This window comes from Neolewinella xylanilytica (genome assembly GCF_002934605.1).
Taxonomy (GTDB): domain Bacteria; phylum Bacteroidota; class Bacteroidia; order Chitinophagales; family Saprospiraceae; genus Neolewinella; species Neolewinella xylanilytica.
The window spans coordinates 278,828-303,353 of the sequence record NZ_PTJC01000005.1 but is presented as its reverse complement, the minus strand read 5'-3'; the positions used below and the strand labels follow the sequence as shown (position 1 = coordinate 303,353).

The 24,526-nt window shown below is 60.4% G+C and carries 16 protein-coding genes; 7 read left to right on the top strand and 9 right to left on the bottom strand.

The window, feature by feature from the left end; all coding sequences use genetic code 11:
- The first annotated feature begins 297 nt into the window (after positions 1-297).
- The 5 genes from CLV84_RS01180 (at position 298) to CLV84_RS01155 (ending at position 8,113) form a co-directional block, all read left to right on the top strand.
- The gene (locus tag CLV84_RS01180) at positions 298-2,856 is read left to right on the top strand and encodes a M14 family metallopeptidase (protein WP_104417914.1); all 2,559 of its coding nucleotides are present in this window, start codon (positions 298-300) and stop codon (positions 2,854-2,856) included.
- Between the two features lie 267 nt (positions 2,857-3,123).
- Positions 3,124-5,631, top strand: a complete 2,508-nt coding sequence (locus CLV84_RS01175; protein WP_104417913.1) for a transglycosylase domain-containing protein — start codon at positions 3,124-3,126, stop codon at positions 5,629-5,631.
- A gap of 378 nt (positions 5,632-6,009) precedes the next feature.
- Complete coding sequence (locus CLV84_RS01165; RefSeq protein ID WP_104417911.1) at positions 6,010-6,765, top strand: DUF1440 domain-containing protein; 756 nt, start codon at positions 6,010-6,012, stop codon at positions 6,763-6,765.
- A gap of 37 nt (positions 6,766-6,802) precedes the next feature.
- Positions 6,803-7,468 (top strand): 16S rRNA (cytidine(1402)-2'-O)-methyltransferase, encoded by a 666-nt coding sequence (gene rsmI, locus CLV84_RS01160; RefSeq protein ID WP_104417910.1) that lies wholly within the window; start codon positions 6,803-6,805, stop codon positions 7,466-7,468.
- A gap of 30 nt (positions 7,469-7,498) precedes the next feature.
- On the top strand, positions 7,499-8,113 hold the full coding sequence (locus CLV84_RS01155; RefSeq protein WP_104417909.1) for a hypothetical protein: 615 nt from the start codon (positions 7,499-7,501) through the stop codon (positions 8,111-8,113).
- 625 nt (positions 8,114-8,738) lie between these two features.
- Here CLV84_RS01155 and hemB read toward each other — a convergent pair.
- On the bottom strand, positions 8,739-9,734 hold the full coding sequence (gene hemB, locus CLV84_RS01150) for a porphobilinogen synthase (RefSeq protein ID WP_104417908.1): 996 nt from the start codon (positions 9,732-9,734) through the stop codon (positions 8,739-8,741).
- 112 nt (positions 9,735-9,846) lie between these two features.
- A complete protein-coding gene (locus CLV84_RS01145) occupies positions 9,847-12,096 on the bottom strand; it encodes a hypothetical protein (RefSeq protein WP_146088667.1) in 2,250 nt (749 codons plus the stop codon).
- Between the two features lie 120 nt (positions 12,097-12,216).
- Here CLV84_RS01145 and CLV84_RS01140 point away from each other — a divergent pair, with 120 nt between their 5' ends.
- Positions 12,217-14,427 (top strand): patatin-like phospholipase family protein, encoded by a 2,211-nt coding sequence (locus tag CLV84_RS01140; protein ID WP_170067516.1) that lies wholly within the window; start codon positions 12,217-12,219, stop codon positions 14,425-14,427.
- Positions 14,428-14,460: 33 nt separating this feature from the next.
- The gene (locus tag CLV84_RS01135) at positions 14,461-15,288 is read left to right on the top strand and encodes an SDR family NAD(P)-dependent oxidoreductase (protein ID WP_104417905.1); all 828 of its coding nucleotides are present in this window, start codon (positions 14,461-14,463) and stop codon (positions 15,286-15,288) included.
- Here the strand turns inward: CLV84_RS01135 and CLV84_RS01130 are convergent.
- The 7 genes from CLV84_RS01130 to CLV84_RS01100 form a co-directional block, all read right to left on the bottom strand.
- Complete coding sequence (locus tag CLV84_RS01130; protein WP_104417904.1) at positions 15,285-16,355, bottom strand: DNA polymerase beta superfamily protein; 1,071 nt, start codon at positions 16,353-16,355, stop codon at positions 15,285-15,287. The genes CLV84_RS01135 and CLV84_RS01130 overlap by 4 nt on opposite strands.
- On the bottom strand, positions 16,352-17,119 hold the full coding sequence (locus CLV84_RS01125; protein WP_170067515.1) for a nucleotidyltransferase domain-containing protein: 768 nt from the start codon (positions 17,117-17,119) through the stop codon (positions 16,352-16,354). The genes CLV84_RS01130 and CLV84_RS01125 overlap by 4 nt, the downstream gene beginning before the upstream one ends.
- A 63-nt stretch (positions 17,120-17,182) precedes the next feature.
- Positions 17,183-17,872: an endonuclease III domain-containing protein gene (locus CLV84_RS01120; protein WP_104417902.1), complete on the bottom strand. Its 690-nt coding sequence runs from the start codon at positions 17,870-17,872 to the stop codon at positions 17,183-17,185.
- 210 nt (positions 17,873-18,082) lie between these two features.
- Positions 18,083-20,611, bottom strand: coding sequence for a M56 family metallopeptidase (locus CLV84_RS01115; RefSeq protein ID WP_104417901.1), 2,529 nt, complete (start codon positions 20,609-20,611; stop codon positions 18,083-18,085).
- Positions 20,608-20,976 carry a BlaI/MecI/CopY family transcriptional regulator gene (locus CLV84_RS01110; RefSeq protein ID WP_104417900.1) on the bottom strand — a complete coding sequence of 123 codons (369 nt, stop codon included), beginning with the start codon at positions 20,974-20,976 and terminating at the stop codon, positions 20,608-20,610. The genes CLV84_RS01115 and CLV84_RS01110 overlap by 4 nt, the downstream gene beginning before the upstream one ends.
- 783 nt (positions 20,977-21,759) lie before the next feature.
- On the bottom strand, positions 21,760-23,031 hold the full coding sequence (locus CLV84_RS01105) for a sensor histidine kinase (RefSeq protein ID WP_104417899.1): 1,272 nt from the start codon (positions 23,029-23,031) through the stop codon (positions 21,760-21,762).
- Positions 23,032-23,195: 164 nt separating this feature from the next.
- Positions 23,196-24,500, bottom strand: a complete 1,305-nt coding sequence (locus tag CLV84_RS01100) for a sigma-54-dependent transcriptional regulator (protein ID WP_245911444.1) — start codon at positions 24,498-24,500, stop codon at positions 23,196-23,198.
- Positions 24,501-24,526 lie beyond the last annotated feature (26 nt).

The following is a 24,526-nucleotide window of genomic DNA, read 5'->3' as shown; positions in this document are numbered from 1 at the left end:
TTTCTCACCGCAGATTTAGACAGATCGCTTCGATAAGGCGCGGATTCTCGCGGATTGGCTGCGCGGCTACTGCGTGAATTCCCCCGGGACGTAATTCCGCAGATGGGGCCCGCGCAGGTTAGCCCTCGTCAGCCGAATCAGCGGGGGGCACCAGTTCGTAGGAATGCACGCCGTTCGTCTGACGAGTTCGTAGCCAAGCAGCACCGTTCGTATGCCGGGTTACTAGCTACGCCCGCCCTTCGCCTGACGAGTTCGTCGGGTACGCTACCTTTACCCCGGTACCTTTACACTCCCCGAATGCGCCAGTTCTTCCTTCTGCTTGTCTTGCTGACCGGCCCCGTCGTTTGCCCGGAAATTTTTGCTCCCGCGCTCGCCGCCCAAAGCCAACTTACCGCCCCCGGCGACTTCCTGCCCCACGAATTGGGGGAGACCTTCACCCCCCACCATATGCTGGTCGACTACTACCAGTTGGTAGCCGGGGAGAGTGACCGCGTCACCCTGGAACAGTACGGCACCACCAACGAAGACCGCCCGCTCATTCTGGCCACGGTGAGCACGCCCGAAAACCTGGCCCGCATCGAGGCCATCCGCGAGAACAACCTGCGGCGTGCCGGACTGTTGGAGGGGGATACCGACCCGGAACTGGAGGACATCGCCATCGTCTGGCTCTCCTTCAGCGTCCACGGCAACGAAGCCACGGGGTCGGAGGCCAGCATGGGCGTACTGTACGACCTCGCCAACCCCGACAACGCGGAAACCAGCGAATGGCTCGAGAACGTGGTCGTGCTGCTCGACCCCAGCCTCAACCCCGACGGTTACAACCGCTACACCAACTGGTACCGGCAGACCGCCGGCAAGCGGATCGACCCCAACCCGGCCGTGCGCGAGCACGACGAGCCCTGGCCCGGCGGCCGCGTCAACCATTACCTCTTCGACCTGAACCGCGACTGGGCCTGGCAGACACAGAAAGAAAGTCGCCACCGCATGGTGAAATACCAGCAGTGGATGCCGCACATTCACGCCGACCTCCACGAGCAGGGCTATACCTCCCCCTACTACTTCGCGCCGGCCGCCGCCCCCTTCCACGAGTACATTACCGACTGGCAGGGAGACTTCCAGACCGAGATCGGCCAGAACCACGCCCGCTACTTCGACCGGAATGGCTGGCTCTACTTCACCCGCGAACGCTTCGACCTGCTGTACCCCAGCTACGGGGATACCTACCCCACCTTCAACGGGGCCATCGGCATGACCTACGAGCAGGGCGGCGGCGGCCGCGGTGGCCGGGCCATCGATCTGCCCACCGGCGATACCCTTACCCTGAAAGACCGGGTTGCCCACCATCGGACAACGGCCCTGAGCACCGTGGAGATCGCCGCCCGCGAGGCGGACCGGCTCACCACCCAGTTCGGTAATTATTTCCAAAACACCACGGCCCAGCCCCAGGGGAACTTCAAGACTTACATCGTGAGCGCCGACAACCAGCCCGGCAATCTGCGGGCCCTGACCGAGCTGCTCGACCGCAACGGCATCGAATACCGGCGGGCTACGGCAAACCGCTCCTTCCGGGGAACGGACTACCGTACGGGAGAATCCGTGGACCGGGAAACCAGCGCGGGCGACCTCATCGTATCGGCCTACCAACCGCGGTCAGTACTCACCCAGGTGCTCTTCGACCCCTCCGCCACGGTGGAAGATTCGGTGACCTATGACATCACGGCCTGGTCGATCCCGCTGGCCTACGGACTGGAAACCTACGCCACCACCGACCGTCTGAACGTGGAAACCGAAGACTACCCAGCGGCCGACTACCAAAACCCCCTCGCCGGGGTGGACGTGGCCGCGGCCTACGCCTTTGCCCTGCCCTGGGAGGGTATGAACAGCGCCCGTTTCCTGGCCGCCCTGGTGCGGGAAGGCATCCAGGTGCGCACCTCCGAAACCGACTTCACCTTCGGGGATACCGAATACCCGGCTGGCACCCTGATCATCAACCGGGGGGATAATCGGGTGCATCCCGATTTTGCCGGCACCCTTCAGCGATTGACTACCGAGCACGAGGCAAACCTGTCGGTGCTGGAAACCGGCTTCAGCGCCAGCGTCGGCGGTGACCTCGGCGGTAGTAACTACGCCCTGATCGGCGAGCCGAAGATCGCCACGCTTTCCGGGGAGGGTATTTACCCGAACGAATTCGGACAAGTCTGGTACTACTTCGAGCAGGACCTTGACTATCCGCTAAGCATCTTCGACCGCGAGGACGTGCTGGATGTGTTTGCGGACGACTACGATATTCTCGTCCTGCCCGAGGGCCGCTATGGCTTCAGTGAGGAAGAAACGGAGGCCTTGGCCGATTGGATCGGCGGCGGCGGCAAACTCATCGCGATCGGCTCGGCCAATGGCAGCCTGGCCGGTAAGGATGGCTTCGGACTGAAAGAGAAAGACGCCCCAAAAGACACGCTGTCGGAAACGGCGAAGCGGGAAGAACGGCTGCAACCCTACGGCGGCCAGGAGCGGCGCTTCATCGAAGGCTTCATCCCCGGCGCCATCGTCGAGGTGGAGATGGACGACACCCACCCCCTGAGCTTCGGGATCGGAGACGCTTACTCCTCCCTGAAGGTGAGCGATGACGCCTACGAATACCTGGAAGACGGGTGGAACGTCGGCCGCATCCGCCAGGAGCCACAAGTCTCCGGTTTCGTGGGCAACCGGGCCTACGAAAAGATCCAGGAGACGTTGAACTTCGGCGTGGAACCCATGCGGCGGGGGCAGGTGATCTACATGGTCGACAACCCCCTGTACCGGGCGTTCTGGGAAAACGGGAAGTTCCTGTTCGCCAATGCATTGTTTCAGGTGCAGTAGGGAAAATCAGGCCGCGCCCCTCAGTGCCGTTGCGGACCGCACAGTTAAGTAGGTTTATTCCTGCCAGGGAAATAGACATCCGATGTACGCACCCTACTTTCTAGCGCCCCCACCGGTCGGGCTATGCTCCGCTTTGTCTGGCATCAGAACAAGATGCGGTCATCCAATTCGTTGGAGGAGCGTTAATCTGTGTTAATTCCACGCCGCCGGTATAGCGCCGGAAGCGATGGACGTGTTTAGCTTTCCTCCTGCCGTTATAACTACACTATGCCAAAATCGCTGACCGAAAAGCTTCGGGCTGCCGTGGCCAAAAAGAGCCGCAAAACCTTCCGCTACCTTAAGAAACAACCGCCCCGCAAGCTCGCTCTGCTGGGGGTAGGCATTCCGGCGGCCCTGGTGCTGGTGCTCTTCGTTTTTCTGTACCTAGGAGTCCTAAGTGGCGCCTACGGTCACATGCCCAGCCGGGAGGAGCTCTCCCAGGTCGAGAACGACAATGCCTCCAGCATCTTCACCGAAGATGGTGCCCTGCTCGGTAAATACTACGCCATCAACCGCCTCAGCGTGCCGGCCGAGGAAATCAGCCCCTACGTTACGAAGGCCCTCGTCGCCACCGAGGACGCCCGCTTTTTCGAGCACCAGGGCATCGACGTGAAGGCGCTGTTTCGGGTGGCCTACCGCAGCATCCTGATGGGCGACCGCAGCGGCGGTGGTGGCAGCACCATCAGTCAGCAGCTAGCCAAACAGCTCTACCCCCGCCAGCAGTACGGAAGCCTGGGCATGGTCAAGGTCAAGCTGCGGGAAATGGTCATCGCGAGTCGCCTGGAGGATGTGTTCAGCAAGCAGGACCTGCTTAACCTCTACCTCAATACCGTGCCCTTCGGCGAAGACGCCTACGGCATCGAAGTGGCGGCCAATCGCTTCTTCGACAAGCCCGCCGCCGACCTGAACCTCCAGGAATCCGCCGTGCTCGTCGGCCTGCTAAAGGCAAACACCACTTATAGTCCCCGGGCGCACCCCGATAAAAGCCTCTCCCGCCGTAACGTCGTCCTGGCCCTCATGGCCCAGAACGGCAGCATCCCGCTGGCGGTCAAGGACAGCGTCAAGCAGCTTCCGCTCGAACTCCACTATAGCCGGGACAACGAGCGGGTAGGTTCGGCGGCTCACTTCCGCCAGCGCCTTCGCGCCGAGGTTGACGAAGCCCTCGCCGACCTGCTGCACCCCGACGGCCGACCCTACGACATGGACCGCGACGGCTTGTCCATCTACGTTTCCCTCGACTCCCGTCTGCAACGCATGGCCGAGGAAGCGGTACGCGAGCAGCTCCCCCGCATTCAGCAGAATTTGGCCGAGGACTGGAAATCCAGCAAATCAGCGCCCTGGGAACCGGCCTTTCTCGCTACGGTGAAGAAATCCACCCGCTACCGTTCCCTCGCCGCCGCCGGGCATTCGGAAGCCGACATACTGGAGCAAATGCGGCAGCCGCGTGCCATGACGATCTACGACTGGCGTACGGGCGGCCCCGTGGATACCATGCTGCGTCCCATCGATAGCCTGCGCCACTACTTCACCCTGCTGAATGCCGGTCTGCTGGCGACCGAGCCGGCCACCGGCGTGGTGCGCGCCTGGGTGGGTGGGGTAGATTATCAGGCCGTTCAGTTCGATCACGTTATCAGCCGGCGGCAGGTGGGCTCCACCATTAAGCCGGTAGTGTACGCCACCGCCCTGCAGAACGGGGTACTACCCTGCGAATACACCCCCGCCGAACAGGTGGTATACGCGGATTTCAACAATTACAGCCCCGGCAACCCCGGCGGACACTACGAAGGCGCCTACTCCATGCGGGGCGGCCTGGCTAAGTCCGTCAATACCGTAGCCGTCAATCTCGCCGTACGCAGTGGATTACCCACCCTGGCCCGCCAGATCAACTCCATGGGCGTCCGACAGCAGGTTCAGGCCATTCCGAGTATCGCCCTGGGAACGGTGGAAGCCAGCCTCGAAGAAATGAATACCGTCTACAGCACCTTCGCCAACGGCGGGCGGCGTCCGGCGGGGATTCACTTCCTGGACCGGATCGAGGACGAGCACGGCAAAGTCCTCGTACAATTCGAACGTCCCGCTGGCGGCGAGCGGGTTATGGACGAGGAGACCGCCAAAGTCGCCACCTACCTGATGGCCGGGGTGGTCAACGGCGGTACCGGCGCCCGGCTGCGGTCCACCTACGGCATCAAGGGCGCCCTGGCGGGTAAGACCGGCACCACCCAGGACCAATCCGACGGCTGGTTTCTCGGTTTCACGCCCAAACTGGTAGTGGGCACCTGGGTCGGCGCGGAATACCCCGCCGTTCACTTCCGCACCCTGAGCCGCGGATCGGCCACCGCCACCGCCCTGCCCATCTGGGGTACCTTCATGCGGAAAGTACAGGACGGTCGCGGGCTGGACGCTTACCGCGGCGGCGGCTTCGGAAGCATGGACCAGATGACGCTGGACCAGCTGGACTGCCCGGACTACCTGGATGAATTACCTATCTACTACGACTACGAGGGCGACGAATACGCCGTGGACCGCGACATCACCCGCCGCTTGCGCGAGTTTGACCGGGACGAGATAGCGGAAATGGTCCGGCGTAAAGGCCGGCGGGCGAATGAATCAGCCCGGGAATACGCCGCAAGGGTGGCAAAGGAACTCGAGCGGGACCAGCCGAAAGACGAGCGACGGGAGGAGCGGAAGCAGTCGTGGATCAAGCGGTTGTTCGGCAGCAACAAGGATCGCGACTAACAGGCGAAGCGAAACCAAACGCCCCACTTTCCAAGGCAGCCACACCGTCACCTCCGACGATCCGATCTACCTGCCCAGCCCGAGCAAAACCGGCGGTGCCCGAAAGCGAGGTCGACCTAATTCTGTTCGGGGGCTAGCCGGGCGGCTTTCCCTGGACCTGCAGCTTTGCCGCGATCAGCTTAAACTCCCCGCCTGGGAAACCTCCGTGGAAGACTTGCTCCTGGGGCAACCGCAGATCGCTACCGATTGCCGGATCGGGCCGGGCGTCGGATTTCGGTACGCCTTCGGAGCCATGGCCTACAGCGCGATCGATTGTAGCCTGTAAAGCGGAAACGAACAGACCACGCCGTGCTTCCGTTGCAACAAGAAAGCCCAAATATGTCCTTTATAGATTCCCTCGTCGACAGCGTATCCGATACCCTGTCTAACCTCGACCTTCGCTCCGAGAAGCGTTTTGCCAACAAAAAATTCCACGAAGCGGAAGCAGCGGCCCATAACTTGGGTGGTAAATTGTCCTCCTCTACCCGTTCGGCCAAGGAGTACGCCGCATCCGCCGGTCACGACGCTCAGGCCTACGCCGCCGGTGCGCTGGGTACGGCTACCGCTGCCCTGGGTTCCGCTGGTGATTACTTTACCCGCACCCGTACGTCCAACGAGCCGGACTACGTTCGTGGCTTTCTCGCCGGCATGATCGGTGGCCTGATCGGCACCGGCATCAAGATGATCGTCGACCGGAGCCTGCCTACGGCTCAGCCTAATGAAGAACACGATGCACGCCTGCAGATCGTAGAAGGAGCCGAAGAAATCAGTAACACCAACATCAACCGGAACCAGGAAGAAACCGCCCAGCAAGCCATCAACCTCGCTTTCGGTGCCCTCGTAGGCGGTGTATATGGCGTAATCGTAGAAGCAGCCCCCTCCGTTCAGGCCCCCGCCGGTATCCCGTTCGGTGCAGCTCTCTGGACCGCCGCCCACAAAATCGGCCTCCCCGCTCTCGGCCTGGCTCCCAGCCCGATGAAAGAACCCCTGAGCCTGCAGGCCGGGCAACTCGGCAGCCATATGGTCTATGGCGCTACCGTAGAAATGATCCGCCGCAGTGTACGCCACGTCATGGACGAGGAAAACATCATGTAATTTGGGTTAACCGTCCGGCACCACGACCTTTACGTCCGTGCTGTACCTTATCCCAACTCCCATCGGTAACCGAGAAGATATCACCCAGCGGGCCCTGCGCCTGTTGGGTGATGTTGATTTAATCCTGGCCGAAGACACCCGCAATTCCGGCTCCCTGCTCAAATACTACGAGGTCGAGACCCCCATGCGGGCCTACCACGCCCACAACGAGCACGCCCTCGTCGAGCAGCTCGTCGCCGAGCTCAAAACCGGTGCTACTTACGCCTTGATTACGGACGCCGGCACCCCCGGCATCAGCGATCCCGGTTTTTTGCTGGTGCGGGCGTGCCGCGATGCCGGAATCGAAGTAAGTTGCCTCCCTGGCCCGGCGGCTTTCGTTCCCGCGCTCGCCGCCAGCGGTATTCCCTGCGATCGCTTCCATTTCGAAGGTTTCCTGCCCCACAAGAAGGGGCGGCAGACCCGGCTCACCTACCTCGCCGAGCTGCCCAATACCTTCGTCCTCTACGAATCGCCCCACCGCATCGCCAAGTTGCTCGGGCAGCTGGAGGAGCACTGTGGGCCCGATCGCCAGGGATCCGTGGCTCGCGAAATTTCTAAGCTTTACGAAGAGATCACCACCGCCCCACTCGCCGAGTTGCACGCCGATTACAAAGCCCGCGGCAAGGTGAAGGGTGAAATCGTCGTAGTGGTGGCCGGGAAGTGAGGGTGAGTACCATCTGTTTACCTTTGCCCCATGTTACAAACCCACCTCCTGGCCTTCGGCATCACCCACCTCACCGACGCCCGCTATTTTGCGGCCTGGAACGCGGACTACCTCAGCTTTTCAATCGGGCCCGACGGCCTGTCCGTGGAGGAGTTCATGGCCATCCGGGAATGGGTAGAGGGACCGACCTGTGTAGTAGAATGGCGCCGGGGCGCGGGTGAACCGCTCACCGCCGAAGCCGTGAAAGCCTACGGCATAACCCATCTCCTGCTCGACCACGATGCTCCCCTTCCCGATCTAGACGGGGAATCGTTAACCCTGATCCGCCGGATCCCCGTAGCCGGCTACCAAAGTGCGGAGGACATCGGCGAATTGCTGCATGCGACTACCGGACCGGTTGTGCTGGATTTCGCTGCGGGTGGCATTGCCTACGAAGACCTCGCCGAGGGAAGTCCCTTTACTATCGGGGAGTTACAGCGCATCCTCGGCGATCGCCCCGCCTACCTCCACATCGACCTCGAAGCGGAGGATGCGGACGCTGCCGCGGCCGTGTTTCACGGGCTGGCGCTACGGGGGAGCAGCGAGGAAAAAGTGGGCTACAAAAGCTTTGACGATCTGGATGATTTGTTGGAGGCGCTCGAGTAGCGACGGCTTTAGCCGTCATGCTGCAGGATACACCCGTTCTATTTACTCCATACCGGCAGCCAGTCCACTAAAGTGGACGCTACCCGTAGCGACGGCTTCAGCCGTCATGCTGCCAACAACGACGGCCGCGGCACCCTTACCAAGCTCCAGCACTCCATACCGGCAGCCAGTCCACTGAAGTGGACGCTACCCGTAGCGACGGCTTCAGCCGTCACGCTGCCAACAACGACGGCCGCGGCACCCTTACCAAGCTCCAGCACTCCATACCGGCAGCCAGTCCACTAAAGTGGACGCTACCCGTAGCGACGGCTTTAGCCGTCATGCTGCCAACAACGACGGCCGCGGCACCCTTACCAAGCTCCAGCACTCAATACCGGCAGCCAGTCCACTAAAGTGGACGCTACGCGTAGCGACGGCTTCAGCCGTCACGCTGCCAACAACGACGGCCACGGCACCCTTACCAAGCTCCAGCACTCCATACCGGCAGCCAGTCCACTAAAGTGGACGCTACCCGTAGCGACGGCTTCAGCCGTCACGCTGCCAACAACGACGGCCGTGGTAACCCCTATCAAGCTCCAGCAATCCATACCGGCAGCCAGTCCACTAAAGTGGACGCTACGCGTCCCTAAAACGGCCGCGCCTGGTTCCAGCGCGCGAAATCCTTCGCGAAGTAAGTAATAATCACGTCCGCGCCCGCCCGCCGGATACTCAGGAGGGCTTCCGAGGCCGCTTGCTCGTAATCCAGCCAGCCCCGCTCGGCGGCGGCCAGTAGCATGGCGCACTCTCCGGAAACGTGGTAAGCTGCGATCGGCAGCGGGTGCGCCTCGTGGAGGCGGTAAATAATATCCAGGTAGTTGAGGGCCGGTTTGACCATGAGGTAATCCGCACCCTCGGCGGCGTCGAGATCTGCTTCCCGCAGCGCTTCCCGGACGTTGGCGGGATCCATCTGGTAGGTCTTTTTATCGGACGGCACGTCGGCCAGCTGGCGGGGCGCACTGTCGAGGGCATCGCGAAAGGGGCCGTAGAAAGCACTGGCGTATTTGGCGGTGTAGGACATAATGGCCGTCTCGGTCAAATGCTCCTTGTCCAGGGCCCGCCGGATACTGCCGACCCGGCCGTCCATCATATCGCTGGGGCCGATGATATCGAATCCGGACTGCGCCTGGGCCACCGCCATGGCGTCCAGCAACTTGAGCGTCTCGTCGTTGTGGATGCGGCCGTCGATGACCACGCCGTCGTGTCCGTCCGTGCTGTAGGGATCCAGGGCCGCGTCGGAGATGAGGCAAACCTCCGGAAACCGATCTTTGATGGCGCGGGCGGCGTGGAGGTAGAAATTCTCGTCGGCAGTGGCGTACGTGCCCGTCTTGTCCTTATGCTCCTGGGGCACGGCGGGGAACATCATAAAACTGTGGATACCTACCTCCCGGCACTGCTCAATTTCCCGTAATACTTCCTCGATGCCCATGCGAAAGGTACCCGGGAGGCTGCGGACCGGTAGCCGCGCGTTCGGGTCGGGAAGGAGGAAGATCGGTTGTACTAGGTGCCCGGCATTCAGCTCCGTTTCCCGGACCAGGTTGCGGACGGCGGCGGAAGATCGGTTGCGGCGGGGGCGGGACAGCATAGTTGCGGATTTGGGGAGTAAACGCGGGGGGTGAGCAAAGTTTGTTGAGTTTTCGTCATACCTAAACTTCCCCGGCGGACGAGCTGCGCTCGGCAGACGGGGAAGTCGGCCCTCACCGATTCACGTACCAAGCGAAAGTCTTGCACTCCGCGATCAGCTGGTCGTAGAAGTCCGTGTCCGAGTAATTATCCCGGATGAGGCCAAAATAGGTGAAGGGTCGCTCCCCGCCGGGCCGGCCGAGGGCGTAGTGGCGATTCCGTTCGGTTTTGGCGGCGAAGTAGGCGGCCGTGGCGGCGGATTCGCGGTCGGGCGCCCGGCGCATGGCCCGCTCGAAGTAGTAGCGGGCCTGGCCCATATCCAAGCTTTCCCGGTTACCCAGCGGGGCGTAGGGGTGGGAGAAGACTTCCCGGGGTTCGCGGGCCGCGGCGGCGCGGGCGGCGCTGCTGCCGGAGCGGAATTCATCGGCGAACGACCAGTTATAGCCGAAGTAGCTCATCGTGTAGAGGGCCTGTCCGATGTTGAAGTAATTACGGGCCGCGATGGTGTCGTTGGTGGTGCGGTCGGCTTCCTCTTCCAGTTCGTCCAGCCGGTCCAGGAGCTGCACCTTATTGTAGGTAGGTGCATCGGCCGGGGGAGTGAATTCCACGCGATCGTTGATCTGCCGGATAAATGGCGAATAACGGCCGAAATCATCGATGCGGTTCGGGTCGATGCGACGGTAGATTTCCAGGGCGGCTTTCCACTGTCCCTGCTGTACGTAATGATTGCCGAGCAGATTGTAGATGTGGTCGACGGGGTTCGGGCCGATCCGGTCGGTGAGCAGGGCGCGGTCGAAGCGGTTGCGATTCAGGCTGTCGGCCATGCGTTCCAGCGCCAGGATGGACTCGATGGTCGGGTTCTTCTGGATGGCATCAAAGCCGTAGCGAATCAGATCGGCCTTCGCCTCCTTCCCCGTGCGGCGGTAGACGGACTGCAGTTTGGCGTTTACGAAGGGTTGAAAGTCCGGGTACCGTTGCTGGAGGGTCGCGTCGGTCAGCAGGTCGTAGTAGTGAAGCTCCACCGAATCCGTTACCCGGTTCAGCTCCAGCACGTCCAGCACTTCTTCCAGGATACCGATCTGCTGGCGGATCGTGTCACTCTCCGTGGTGGCGGCCAGCTCGGTAAAGGTCTCCTCGGCGAAGAAGTAGTCGCCGGCCAGCATCTCCAGGACGCCCCGGGCCAACTTCCAGAAATCCCGGTCGGCCACTTTATCCTCTTCCAGTACCCGGTTAACGAAGGCCTGGAGTTCGACCAGGCGGTCGGTAGCTTCCGCGTCCGGCCCCTCCGATTGGACGCGGCTGGCAAGCAGGGAGGCTTCCAGCTCCTGGAGCTCCCGCATGGTAAGCAACTGGAGCGAACGGTTATCGGGCTCGTAGCCGTAGATATCCCGCATCTCGTCCACGACGATCGCCTTACCGTTGTGGGCCCTCAGTACGTGGAGCATGGCGCGTTCGTGGTCGTTTTGGGCCAGCAACAGGGCTTCCCGCCATTGCTCGTTCGTGCGGATGCGAAAGCTGCGGTAGGCACTCTCGCGTTTGCTGGGCGTACGCTCGAAGATGCGGCTGTAGAGGTAGGCCGATTCGGCGTAATTGCCCAGCGACTGCAGCGCCCCGGCCCGGTGGCCCTCGATCCAGTCGTAAATGATGCTGGGGTCGGCGTCGATCTTGGGCATTAGGTAAGCATAGAGCTCCAGTACGTAGTCGTACGCTTTCAGGTAGTGGGCCAGGCGGATCAGCTGGTAGGCGTAGCGTAAGCGAACGTAATGGCTTTCCACCCGGGGAAAGGCTTCCACCCCCCGCTTCAGCAGATCCTCCATTTCGGAGCGGTCCGGTGAGGGAGCATCAAAGGCATTGGTGGGGGCGGTGACGAAGGGCTCGGCCTGCTTGGCGTAGATCAGGTACTCGAGCACTTCCACGCAGTTGGCCTCGAGGAGGTGGTGGGCGAAGCTATTGGACCGCAAGCCCGGGGGCAGATCGCCCGTTTTGGCCTCGGGTTGGTTCAGCAGGCGACGAAGTTCCTGAAGCTGATTGAGGTTGTTGCCGTAGATGATGGCGTCGATGGCTTCCGGCTCGGCCTGATCGCAGAAGCGCTCGTGCCATTCGGCTACGTTATCGTTGCGTTGGCGGTCGCCGGGTTGCTCCAGCTCGTCGCGGTATACGGTGCCGAAGTGCAGGAAGAAGGGGGCCAGTTCGGAGTCGTAGCCGACTACCCGGGGGTTGAGAAAGCGGTAGCTGTCGCCCACTACGGGCATGGCGCACTGCCCCTGTCTTCCGAATAAGGATAGCATATAGAAGAGCCCGCCAAATGTCAGTACGTACTTCATCAGCTTCGGATGCCAAAGCTAACGCCCGCACCACGGATTCTCTTCCCACCGGGAGGATTACCAATGCCCGGCTTACCTTTCGGAGTGGGAACCGACAAAAATTACCGGTTAGCCTCAGGGATGAATACCAAGCTCACCTTACTCTTCGCGATCCTGTTTTGCACCTGCGCCGCGGCGCAAAAACAGACCTCCGTCGGACTCGTCCTCAGCGGAGGCGGCGCCAAGGGGTACGCCCACATCGGCGCCCTGCGGGTGATCGAGGAAAGCGGGGTACGGGTGGATTACATCGGCGGCACGAGCATGGGCGCGGTGGTCGGAGGGCTCTACGCCGCGGGCTACAGCGCCGACCAACTGGAGCAATTGCTGCGCAGTATCGACATCATGGCCGAGCTGCAGGATGCCGTGGACCGCGGCAACCGCACCATCTACGAAAAACTGTACAACGAAAAGTACCTGCTGTCGATCTCCATGAAAGACTTCAGCATTCAGCTGCCCACGGCGCTTTCCGACGGACAGCGGGTCCACGACCTCTTCGCCAACTGGACGGCCCGGGTGGGGCACATTCGCGACTTCAGCCAACTTCCCATTCCCTACCTGAGCATCGCTACGGACCTCGAAACAGGTGACGCGGTAGTATTGGAGTCCGGCATGCTGGCCGAAGCCATGCGCGCCAGTGCCGCTCTGCCGGGGGTGCTGAGCCCCTACGAACTGGACGGCCGGCTGCTGACCGACGGCGGCGTATCCAACAACTACCCGGCCGAGGAAATCAAGGCTAAGGGAATGGACTACGTGCTGGGCGTCAGCGTGGAATCCGACCCCCTGGAAGCGGGGGAAATTATGAGCGTGGCCGACCTGATCCTCCAGATCGCCTTCTTCCAGGCCAACCGTCGTAACGTAGAACAGTACGAGATCACCGACCTGGACATCAAGCCCGAACTAGACGGATACAACGTCCTGAGTTTCGCCGATATCGATAGCCTCATTAACGCCGGCTACCAGGCCGCGCTGGCCGCGAAACCTACCCTGGACTCCCTGGCCGCGGTGCAGCGGTCGGATACTTCGCGGATCGACACGACCGCCGCCCCGGTACCGGAATACCTGAACGTAGGGGAAGTGATCATCCAGGGGCTGACGGACCTCTCGGACCGCCAGGTGCTGAGCTTTTTCGACGACCAAATCCCGGGCCGCATCAGTTGGGAAGACTTTCGGGCCGGACTCGCCGAGCTCCACGTGACCGGCCGCTACGCCAATATCAACTACCGCTGGGAATACCTCGACGAAGCAACGGGGGAGGTGCTCCTCTACATGGACTTCGATCAGGTGCCCGCCTTCGGCCAGCAACTGCGCCTGGGGCTACACTACGACCCGCTGTACCGGGCCAACCTGCTGCTGAACCTGACGCTCTACGACCAATTGGTGGACAACAGCATGCTGAGCCTGGACCTCATCGCCGGCAACCGCCTGCGCTACCGGCAGGATTACCGCGTCAACCGGATCAACGGCTCGGCCTTCGGATTGCGGAGCAGCCTCGATTACGCCGACGTGAGCTTCGACGTCACCGAAATCCCCTTCGAGCAGCTGGGCATCACGATCGAAAGGGTCGATTTCCGCTTCAACGACTGGAGCGCGGAGGCCTATTGGGATTTCCGGCAGACCCATAACAGCTTCACGGGAGTGGCCGCCGGGGTAAAGTATTACCAGACCACCTCCGATCAGCTGCAGTCTGCCGATACCGCAAGCCTGTTCACCCTCGCCGACGAGATGTACTTCGTCTCCCGCCTCTACTTCATTTACGACAAACTGGATCAGCCCCACTTCCCGATGCGGGGATTCAACCTCAACGCCGTCGCCCGGGCCATTCACCCTTTTTCGGATACGGAACCCGCCTGGGCCTACAACGCAGACCTGGATTTTCTCGGTATGCTGCCGCTCGGCGAGAAGCAGTCGATCGGACTGGAACTGAGCGCGGGCGGGTTCCTCGACGCTACGGCCCTACCCTACCGCTACTACCTTGGCGGCATCAATCGCAACCTGCTCAACAATTTCAAGCGCTTCCCAGGCCTCGACATCGGTGAGGCGTCCGGCAGTCGGATGGTTATGTCCGAGCTATTCTGGCGGCAGCGGCTCTTTACCAATCACTACCTCCACGTGGGCGGGCGGGTGGCCCACTTCGAAAATCCGGACAATTTCCCTAGTTCCATCGGTAGCGGGTGGATTAGCGGAGCCGTGGTGGGGTACGGACTGAATACCCCGCTGGGGCCCATCGAGCTGACCTACGGACTGACCGATCACGGGGGCGATCTGTTTTTCTACCTCGGCCACTGGTTTTAGAAAACCTTGCCAGCGGCGTTTCCTTCTATCGACATGAAAGACTTTAAGGGAAAAGTGGTGGTCATTACCGGTGCCGGCTCGGGGATCGGCCGGGAACTGGCGTGGCAACTCGCCGCCCGCGGGGCCGTGCTCGCTATTAACGACCTGAAAGGAGAAGCACTGGCGGAAACCTGGGCCGAGCTGCCGGAGCGTACCCGGGGACTCCAGCGGGCCTTCGACGTCGGCGACCGGGATGCGATGCAGCGTTTTGCCAACGACGTGAAAGACGGCCTCGGGCGGGTCGACGTGGTGATCAACAACGCCGGCTTCAGCGTCCGACAGCAACCCGTCGCGTATAGTCGGGTCGAAGATTACGAACGCACCCTTCGGGTCAACTTATGGGGGGTGATCTATGGCTCGCTGGTCTTCCTGCCCTACCTCCGCGAACAGCCACGCGCCAGTCTGGTCAACATCAGCAGCGTCTTCGGGCTCTTCGCTTTTCCCGGCTCTGGCCCCTATAACGTTAGCAAGTTTGGCGTACGGGGTTTCACCGAGACGCTACGGGTGGAGATGGGTAAGCTGATGCACATCTGCTGCGTCCATCCCGGCGGTATCGCTACCAACATCCACCGCAACGTGGATATCGAGGACCCACGGGAACGTGACCAATTTATCCGCAACTTCGAAAAGCAGGCCAAGACCACGGCCTGGGAGGCGGCGCGGCAGATCATCCGCGGTATCGAGCGGGAGAACCCCCGGGTACTTATTGGCCGCGATGCGTACTGGATCGATAAGATTACCCGGCTCATGCCCGCGCGCTACGAGCGGGTGCTGGCGCGGTGGTTTAATCCGGAGCAGTTTTTGGCGCGGCGGCGGAATTAGGCATTGGGGTAGTACAGCTGCCTCCGTAGACCCACCAGCCGTCGGTTCAGTCGGTCGGAATCAACCTGATGGGGTAAGTCGCTTCGGGCTGCGGCCAGATTCAGCTGCTCTACCCGCTCGTCGGCAATCCGCAGCACTTCGTCCAGGGAATATTCCCCCGCCCTGATGGATAGGAGGAAGCTCCTGTTAGGCCGACGCACGTTCAACCGTCCCGTGGTGAATATCTCCGTGGCCATCTCCAGTAGCCTGATCGTATGCATCATATTCTTGGCATCGTAGCCTCGGCCGTGCGCCAGGGTACCTCGATAGCGTGCATCGTTCCGGTTACGCTCCCAGGCGCGGTATTCCCGGTAGTCACGACAGTAGGTGGAGTAGGCGTCCTGGCTAAAGGAGAGGTACGCCACGGGTAGTTCTCCCTCCGGGACATCGGTGACCGCGACGGCATTCGCTTTGTCGCTTCGGGTGATGCCGGCCGCCCACCCCGCCCCTCGATCGTGGTAGACGGCGTACAGATCGCGGGCGTGATCGACCCCTGCCAGCGCAAGTTCCGTCAGTGGCAGCTTGTGCTCCCGGGCCCACTTGCGCAGCGGACGGCTTTTCCCTTCCTGCACGATGTAGCAGAAATCTTCCACGCCCTTCCGCTCGGGGGCTACCGGATTGTGGACTTTCTTATTCAGCCCCCTGGCTTTACGGATTTGCGTGAGCGCGTAACCCGCGAACGAGTCGCGGCAGGCCTTGCTCAGAAACGCTTCCGCCCGCAGATCCGCCAGCAGCGGATGTTTATACAGCACGTCCGCGCCGTCGGTCCCCAGCAGTTCCAGCGCGGTGGGGTTGGCCTTGCCGAGCAGTTCGAAGAGGCGACCCAGTTCGTAGTAGGTACGGTCGTTCCGCTCGTCCGACAACTGCCTGGGATGATCCAGTCCCAGGAAGCTATCTATCCGCGCGGCAAAAACACCCCGAAAATCTTCGTCGGACCGCTCGGTGGCCAGCCCGTAGGCGTGGCTACCACTGCGGCAGTGGAGAAGTAGATGGTGTCCTTCGATGATGCGTTCGGTGGTCGGACTCATGTGATGACGTATCTGAAAAAATCATCTCCCCTGTCGGAATCAGGCCGGTTCTCCGGTAATCGATAAGACTCGTCAAGCAAGGAAGTCCCCAAGACCTCAAAGTAGCGCTTCAGGGTAATCGGCAGCGGGGCAACTGCCTTCTCATTGAGGCTGGCTTTGCGGTCCATATACTTTCTTAGGTCGACCGCCACTCGCTCGTCGGTGATCTCGAGCATGAGTGCCTCGAGCACGATCGGCGGACGCGCCAGGTGCCGGGTGGCATACGCGGCGGCCAGAATCGATCGGATGTAGTAGCATGCCTTCTTAACGTTCCATCGACCGTCGTCGCCCTCCCCCGCGGCGCGGGCGCCCCGGGCGATGCCGAGGTAGTGATGCACCGTTCGGCGGGACTGGAAATATTGATCCGCTACCGCTCGGCACCGCGGTAGAAAATCCCCCTCCTGGTGATAGACTATCGGGGAGTTGAGCCATTCCAGGGCGTTGGGATTACTTTCCGTGACGTGCTTCAGGAACTTCCGTACGTCCCAGCCGACTAGGTCCAGTTCCCCGTCGTGTTCCATGATCGGACCGATCTGGTCCTTACCTGGATGCAGGCGCAGGTACCATTCCGTTGGGTGGCGGTACACGAAGCGCACGTCGTAGTCGCTGTCGGGGGAGGCAAGTCCCCAGGCACGGCTACCGCTTTCACAGGCGTAGAGCACCTGGACGTTTCTTTCGGCGGCGGCGCGCAGGAGGGAGGCGGTTCGGGAGTTGGGGGTGATCACGCCGGGGGAATGATTTGAGCGACGGAGAAGTTGCGGTAGGGGGGTTGTGACGCCCCACATCGATCACCCTGCTCCGTTCGTTTTTTCCTGAACGTACCGGCATCGCTCCCGCACGATGCACTTGCCGCAACGCGGGTTGGAATACACGCAAATCCGCTGCCCGTGCTTGAACAGCAACTTGTGAAAGTTGAGCAGCTCGTCCGCGTCGGCGGGTAGTATTTCCAGCAGAGCACCGTGCGACTTTGCCTGGCTAATCTTCTTTGGTAGTATTCCGAAACGGGTACTTACGCGGTGCACGTGGGTATCGACCGGAAGGACTGGCTTCCGCAACGAGAAGAGTAAAACGAAGGTGGCCGTCTTGAAACCGACTCCCGGGAGTTCCATCAGTACCGCCTGGGCTTCCTCCACCGGCATATCCGAAAGCACCCGATCCAGGTCGTTCCCGTAGGTACTAATGACGTGGGTGAGTACCTCCTTAATGCGCGGGGCCTTTATCTCCGGCCAACGGCTCGTTTGAATGCATTCCTCGATTCCGGCAACCGTTGCTCCTGCGACCCCGCCCCAATCACCGTACGTCTCTAACAGCTTATCGTAGGCCGCTTTTTCGTCCGCGTAGTTCGTACGCTGGCTCAGAATAGTGGCGACGAGTTGATCGAGGGCCGATTTGGTACTGTAGCGGGTTTGGCGTCCGTACTCCGCCTCTAGCGTGGCGATGAGGTAAGCAAGTTGGGTTTGGGTATCGGTATCGGGCATAGCGGGCAAGCGGAACAGTGATAAAGGTGCCCGGACCTCCAGGATGTTTGCAGTTGCTTAGAAATGAAGCCTGACACATCGGATGTCTGTCAATTTGACACCACCTGACACATCGGATGTCTAAACGCCCTCCAAAAGCACCACCGACCTATACGCTATTGATAAACAACAGATAACAAATAGTTAAAAACTAGGATAACCCGCCCAGTCTTACCGCCTGGAGCGCCGCATAATGCTGTAATCAATCATATCTTCCAGTGTATCCCCCTCCCGGCGATGCTTCTCGATAAAGGCCGGGGTCACGTTGTGGATACGCAAAGCTTGGAGGACATCAAACGGGATCTGACCGTAGCCCAGATCAGCGTACCCCCTCACAAAAGCCGGCGAGATATCGTGTATGCGGGCGGCTATGAGATCGTCCGCGCTCAAGTCCGTGTATCCCATGTCACGCAGTCCCCGGACGAAATCGGGCGTCAGGTCATGGATGCTATAGGAACTCAAATCGTCGATGTCATTGATTTCCAGGCCAAGGTCCTGCATTTCCTTCGCCCGCTCCGCATTTACGCCGTGAATTTTGGCGGCAATAACGTCGTCGATCGATAGCTTCTCGAAACCCAGCTCGGCCAGTTCGGCTACGTATCCGGGGTCGACGCCGTGAATGGAAGCGCTTTGGGCCTGTTCGAGGGTAAGCGCGGTCAGCCCGGCTTTACTCATTGCTCGTATATACTCCGGCCGCACGTTGTGAATCCGGCTGGCGATCACCTCCTCTGCACTGACGTCCGTATAGCCGGCTTCCGCGAGATCGGCTACGTAATCGGCGTCTACATCGTGAATCGCCATAGCAATGATCTCCTCGAAGTCGACATCTCCAAAGCCCAGTCTGGCGATTTCCGAGATGTATTCGGGAGTCAGGTCGTGAATCTTCGCATTGATGACATCCTGCAAGTCGAGGTCGCGATAGCCCGCATCCGCCAGCGCTTGCACGTAAAGGGCATCGATGTCGAAGATGCGCAGCTGCACGATCGTTTCCAAGTCGGGGCGGGCGTAGCCGGATGCTTTCAGGTCGGCCAATACTTGGGGGAGCGTTTTCTGATTGATCTCGAAGACGGCTAGCTGCACCAGCTGGTCGTGGTCGGGATTAAAGTCCTCCCTCTCGAGATAATCCAGGTACCCGGAAGTGATATCGCTGTAAAAAAAGTGGACCAGTTCACGGTTGGTGTAGCTCCCGTAGCCGGCTTGCTCCAATTTCTCCTCAAAGGCCGCAGCCGGCTCGAAGTCGAAGGTGCCGGTACCCCTGTCCCCTTCAAATATCCCCCGGAAGGTAATCGTGCCGGCTTCCCGGGTAAGGGAAAAGACGCCCATCCCATCCCGGGGCAGAGCACCGAGGTTCGACTTGTCAAAGCACCGCTGACTATCGGAGTGATAATTCCGCGCTCCGGAGGTTTCGATCAGGTGGAAGCATACTTCGTCTCCTTTGATACGGGCTGTCCAGCTGCGCTCCACCGTTCCCCGGTCCGACAACGGTGCCGGGGGAGCTGGCGGCGGCGGCGCTGGCACGGCAGGCGGGGCTGGGGCTGGACCATGGGGAGGTGAAGGTGGAGCGGGAGCATTCGGTGGAGCAGGGGGTACCGGAGGTGGCGCAGGTGGCAGGTTACCGAAAGGCCGATCAGCCTTCGGATCAACCTTTTCCAGGCTGTCGGAAGCGGGTGATTGCTGCGCGACAGCGTTGAACGAACTCATGGAGCATAATAGCATTCCGGGCAGGGCCAGATATTTCCAGGCGGCCCGGTTGGCGGATCTTTTAGCCTTCATCATCTTGATTCTTTTTTCTAAGAAGTGTTGGTTATAGTTGGTCACTAGCCCACGGGCGTGGTGGGGTACGGCCACCTGCAGCAGGCTCAATTGGTAGCCTACCGGGTCGTCGCCCCGGCGCAGCACCTCGGCGTCGGTCAGGTATTCCAGGTTGTTTTCCACGGCACGGCGGTACAGCCAGGCGAAGGGGTTGAACCACTGTACCACGATCAGCAGCTCAGCCACTATCAGATCGACCGTGTGCCGTTGCCGGATGTGCACCCGCTCGTGCTCGATGATCCGATCGTAGGTTTTGGTGTCGTAGCCGGCGGGGTTGAGGAATACGGAGTTCCAGAAGGAGAAGGGGGCGTGGTCTTCGTCCAGCGCTACGATGGTCACGTCGTTGTCCCGCACCGTAGGCCTGCCCCTCCCCTTGCGCAGCACACTCACCAATTGACCAATGAACCGTACGACTAAAATCAGTACCCCGGTGAGATACACCCACTGCGCCACCGCTTTCCAGTCCGGAGCTACGTACCAGGTGCTCCTTCTCGCCGCTGCTGCGACGGTAGAATGATTTTGGGCGCCAAGCGCGGGAGAAATGTCCGCCAATGGAACGGGCAACGCTACCGTGCCACCTACAATTTCCGTCGGACCCGGCGCATTTTCCGGACGGGAGATGATACCGGCCGCAGATATATCGAAGGCGACGACTTCCCTCGGACCGGGTGTTTCCATTATTTGAAATGACCCGACGGTGGGCGGACCTTCCGCTGCTCGCAAAGAAAGCCGCTCCGGCACGGTAATCAAGGGGAGCAGGAAGCAGACGACCATTCCCCCGAGCAATAACCAGCGATTCAGCTGAAAAAAGGTCTCGCGGCGTAGCGCCAGATAATAGTATATGTAGCAACCCGCCAGTAGCGCGGCGGCGTGGATCAGGTAGTTCATGGTCGCGGATCTTGGTCTTTAATGAGTTGGACAAGCCGCTCCAGTTCCGCGGCGTCGATCTGCTGCTCCTTAGCGAAATAGTTGACCAGCTTCATCGGTGAATTGTCGAAGTACCGACGCACGACGTCGTCCACCGCTTTCTTCTGGTATTCGGCTTCCTCCACCACCGGGTAAAACCGGTAGGCGTTCCCCAGTTTTTCGTGGGCTACGAAGCCCTTCTCTTCCAGGATCTTCACCATGGTAGATACCGTATTATAGTGGGGCTTCGGATCCGGCAGCTCCTCGATGATCTCCTTGACAAAGGCACGTTTTAGACGCCACAGCACCTGCATCAATTGGGCTTCCCGTTTGGCTAGCTTTTGCATATCTACTAATTGATTAGTACAAGTATAGTACTAATCGACTAGTATTACAACTAATAAGTTAGTTTTTTTAGTGCTCTCCCTGCGCTCAAGAACATAATACTTCGTTTCGCCATCCATCGTCCCGGTGAAGCTTCACTTGGCCTATTGATCGGTCATTGGTACGGATCGGGCACGTATGCCTTTGAATGGCTGAACCGCTACTGTACTGTTTGTCTGTAGGGGATATCCAAAGACCCGACCGATGCAACGACTATCCCAATCGACCGCTGGTTGCATTGCGGAGAGCGACTTCTCCGATTCACCGGCCCGGTGGAAACATAGTCGTCCCCGTTGGTCGCCTGCCTTATAGACTACCGTTTTCCGCACTTGCTCTGGAAATACCTGATCAACCCGTTTCTCCCTTCCGCCGCCCGGAAAAAATCTTACTAACACATCGGATGCCCACTTATCCCCAATTTAAAGGGCTTTACACCCTTGATTGCGGTTTTTGCGCCCATTGATTTGTACCCTTTCTTTCGGCTGGTCGACATGACACCTGTTTTGACATCCGATATGTGATGATCTATCCGCTTTGTTTTGGTCGTGGTTCATTCCTGAACACCATGCCAAATGATGGCGACAATCGGACCGCAACCGCAATTCGATGACGACAATAATGCTTGGCGCTATTGGGGTCCAGCCTTGTTTTCAGCTACAAGAATGAGGCAGCTTATATCCGAAAAATACCGATATATGCCATTTTGGCACTACTGACACATCCGATGTGTCAGTACAGTAAAAGCATCAGTCGGGAAACGTTACCCGTAGCCGCGTCCACCCATCCGGCTCCGTGCGCAATCGATAGCTGGCCCCATGCCCCTCCAGGATCTCCCGGGTAAGGGTGAGGCCGACTCCCTGACCGCTGCTTTTGTTACTGAAAAAAGGCGTAAACAAGCGATCCGCGATGTCATCCGGAATGCCGGCTCCATCATCGGCGATCATGAAGGAGCAGGGGTTAGCACTGCTGGAAAGGTGGATGCGGCCGCCACTACCGATACTCTCCCGGGCGTTGGTAAGCGCATTGATGATTACCTGCTCGAGTTGGGCGCGATCGGCCAGGAGCCATATCGGCTGGGTCGTTAGATCGGTAGTGAGGTGAATGGCGTGTTGCTGCAGCAGGGGTGTCATGACTTCCCCCGCCCCGCGGAGTATGGCATTCAGCTCCACCCGTTCGCGCTGGGGGACCGGAAGCCGTACTACTCGGGCGAAATTGCGCATAAAGGCCGTCATGTTCTCGGCCCGGGTAATCACCGGCGGCAAGTGATCACGCACGATTTCCTCCAGGTCGGGCTCGTTGGCTACCGCCACCTCCAAGATGGTTTTCAAGAGCGATACGATGGCGGCATTCGAGTTATTCACCTCGTGGGCCATCATGCGGATCACCTTCCCGTAGGCCTCCTTTTCGGCCTGAAGTAAATCGGCGGTGACATCCTGCAGGATCAGGAAACCGCGCTCGAACCCCCGGTCGATAAAGCTGGCGTACTCCACGTGCAGCCGCCGGTTATCGGGGGTAGTGAAGATGCGTTTTTCCCCCACCGCTAATGACCGCGCCGGATCGATCACGCTGGTGACAAACTCCGGATTCGCACGCCGTTCGGTTATCCAGGGATTTTCGGACTCGACCCCACCGTCGAAGTCCAGGATTATGATGCCGACGTCCGCCGCGCTTACCAACTGGTCGAGAAATTCCTGTCGCTGGCGTCCGGTCACCCGCTCGCTGCGCAACTGATCGATCATCCGGTTATAGACGTCGCCAAGTCGGTCGATATCCGGACTGCCGGTTTTGGTCATCTTGACGGAGAAGTCCTGGTCGGCCAGGGCTCCCACTCCCCGGCTGAGCAGCTGAATCGGCGCCACCAACACCTCGTACAGGCGGTACCCGACGTAGGCGGATAGCAACAGCACCATTTCCACCAATAGCAGTACCGGGCCCCGGCCCACCACCAGGTAGATCAGGATACCGATCACCAAGTGAAGGACGGTCAGGTAGAGGATGTAGCGGGTGGCGGCGGACATGGAAATCTTATCTAAAGAACGGCAGGATCAAACTTATGGGTTGTTTGGGCCATACGGACTATCCTGCTCCCAACCACGGCCCAGCACTAGTCAGATTGGCTCCTATGGAACCGCTCGAGACGGCAAGGCAGGCTTCGTCGTGCTGGGGCCAGCGTACAGCTACCTTAACCAAGACCATGCTTCTCAATCCGCCGATAAAGCGCCGCCCGCGTTAGCCCCAGTTCCCGGGCCGTAGCGGTAATCTCGCCGTCGTTGCGGGCCAGGGCGAGCCGGATCATTTTGATCTCCATCTGCTCCAGGGTGATGCCGGAGGGGGCGAAGTTACTGACCGTTCCCGGGCCGCCGGATTGCCGCTGCAGCTGCCCGGCGGTAATGGTTTCCTCCGGACTGAGGATGGCCGTCCGTTCGATCAGGTTCTGGAGCTGGCGTACGTTGCCGGGGAAGGTTTGTCGGCGGAGCCACGACTGGGCTTCCGGACTCAATTCAAGTTTCGGTCGATCGTAGCGGCGCCGGGCACTGTCCAGAAAGTGATCCGCCAGGGGCAGGATATCACCTGGTCGCTCCCGCAACGGCGGCAGGTGAAGGTGGATCAGGTTGATGCGGTACAACAGGTCTTCCCGAAAGGTGCCGGCCGTGACCATGCTTTCCAGGTTGCGGCTGGTCGCGCTGATGATGCGCACATCCGTCGGTCTGGACTGGCTTTCCCCTAGCCGCTCGTACTGGCGTTCCTGCAGCACCCGCAGCAGTTTTACCTGGGCCGCCGCGGCCAGATCGCCGATCTCGTCGAGAAAAAGCGTGCCGCCGGCCGCCAGCTCGAACCTGCCCCTGCGATCGCTACGGGCATCCGTAAAGGCGCCGGCTTTATGTCCAAAAAGTTCCGACTCGAATAATCCCTCGGGCACGCCACCCAGGTTAACGGCTACGAAGGGGCCTTCCGACCGGTGGCTCGTGCTATGAATGGCTTCGGCGATTAATTCTTTTCCCGTGCCGCTTTCGCCGGTGATGAGCACCGAGGCCTGGGTACCCGCCACCCGCCGGGCCTGCTGGATGATGGTCCGCAACTGCCGGGAATCGCCGATAATGCCGGCAAACGGATCCGGCGTCGGAATCGTAGCCGCCTTTTCGGTCTTGGAAGACGTGGTTCCCGCGCTCCGGCGCCCGTCCTTTAATTGTTGCTGGATGGCGTTGAGTAATTCGTGGTTGTCCCAGGGTTTGGCGATGAAATCCCGGGCCCCCGCCTTCATGCCCTCCACCGCGAGTTGCACGGTGGCCCAGCCGGTCATCTGAATGACGGGGAGGCCGGGATCGGTCGCCAGCAACTCGCCGAGCAGGTGCATGCCCGCCCGCCCGGTGGTTTCTACGGCAAAGTTCAGGTCCAGCAGCACCAGTGCGGGGCGGAAGGAAGCCACCGCCGGAAGCGCCTCCGCCGGGCCGTGAATACACATCACCGAATAGCCCGCCCGCTTCAGCAGGAGCTCCAGACTTTTACAGACCG

Bases quoted from the DNA above. Each gene is read 5' to 3' on its own strand.
- CLV84_RS01180 (WP_104417914.1), top strand. From the start codon at position 298: ATGCGCCAGTTCTTCCTTCTGCTTGTCTTGCTGACCGGCCCCGTCGTT.
- CLV84_RS01175 (WP_104417913.1), top strand. From the start codon at position 3,124: ATGCCAAAATCGCTGACCGAAAAGCTTCGGGCTGCCGTGGCCAAAAAG.
- CLV84_RS01165 (WP_104417911.1), top strand. From the start codon at position 6,010: ATGTCCTTTATAGATTCCCTCGTCGACAGCGTATCCGATACCCTGTCT.
- CLV84_RS01155 (WP_104417909.1), top strand. From the start codon at position 7,499: ATGTTACAAACCCACCTCCTGGCCTTCGGCATCACCCACCTCACCGAC.
- hemB (WP_104417908.1), bottom strand. From the start codon at position 9,734: ATGCTGTCCCGCCCCCGCCGCAACCGATCTTCCGCCGCCGTCCGCAAC.
- CLV84_RS01145 (WP_146088667.1), bottom strand. From the start codon at position 12,096: ATGAAGTACGTACTGACATTTGGCGGGCTCTTCTATATGCTATCCTTA.
- CLV84_RS01140 (WP_170067516.1), top strand. From the start codon at position 12,217: ATGAATACCAAGCTCACCTTACTCTTCGCGATCCTGTTTTGCACCTGC.
- CLV84_RS01135 (WP_104417905.1), top strand. From the start codon at position 14,461: ATGAAAGACTTTAAGGGAAAAGTGGTGGTCATTACCGGTGCCGGCTCG.
- CLV84_RS01130 (WP_104417904.1), bottom strand. From the start codon at position 16,355: ATGAGTCCGACCACCGAACGCATCATCGAAGGACACCATCTACTTCTC.
- CLV84_RS01120 (WP_104417902.1), bottom strand. From the start codon at position 17,872: ATGCCCGATACCGATACCCAAACCCAACTTGCTTACCTCATCGCCACG.
- CLV84_RS01115 (WP_104417901.1), bottom strand. From the start codon at position 20,611: ATGAACTACCTGATCCACGCCGCCGCGCTACTGGCGGGTTGCTACATA.
- CLV84_RS01110 (WP_104417900.1), bottom strand. From the start codon at position 20,976: ATGCAAAAGCTAGCCAAACGGGAAGCCCAATTGATGCAGGTGCTGTGG.
- CLV84_RS01105 (WP_104417899.1), bottom strand. From the start codon at position 23,031: ATGTCCGCCGCCACCCGCTACATCCTCTACCTGACCGTCCTTCACTTG.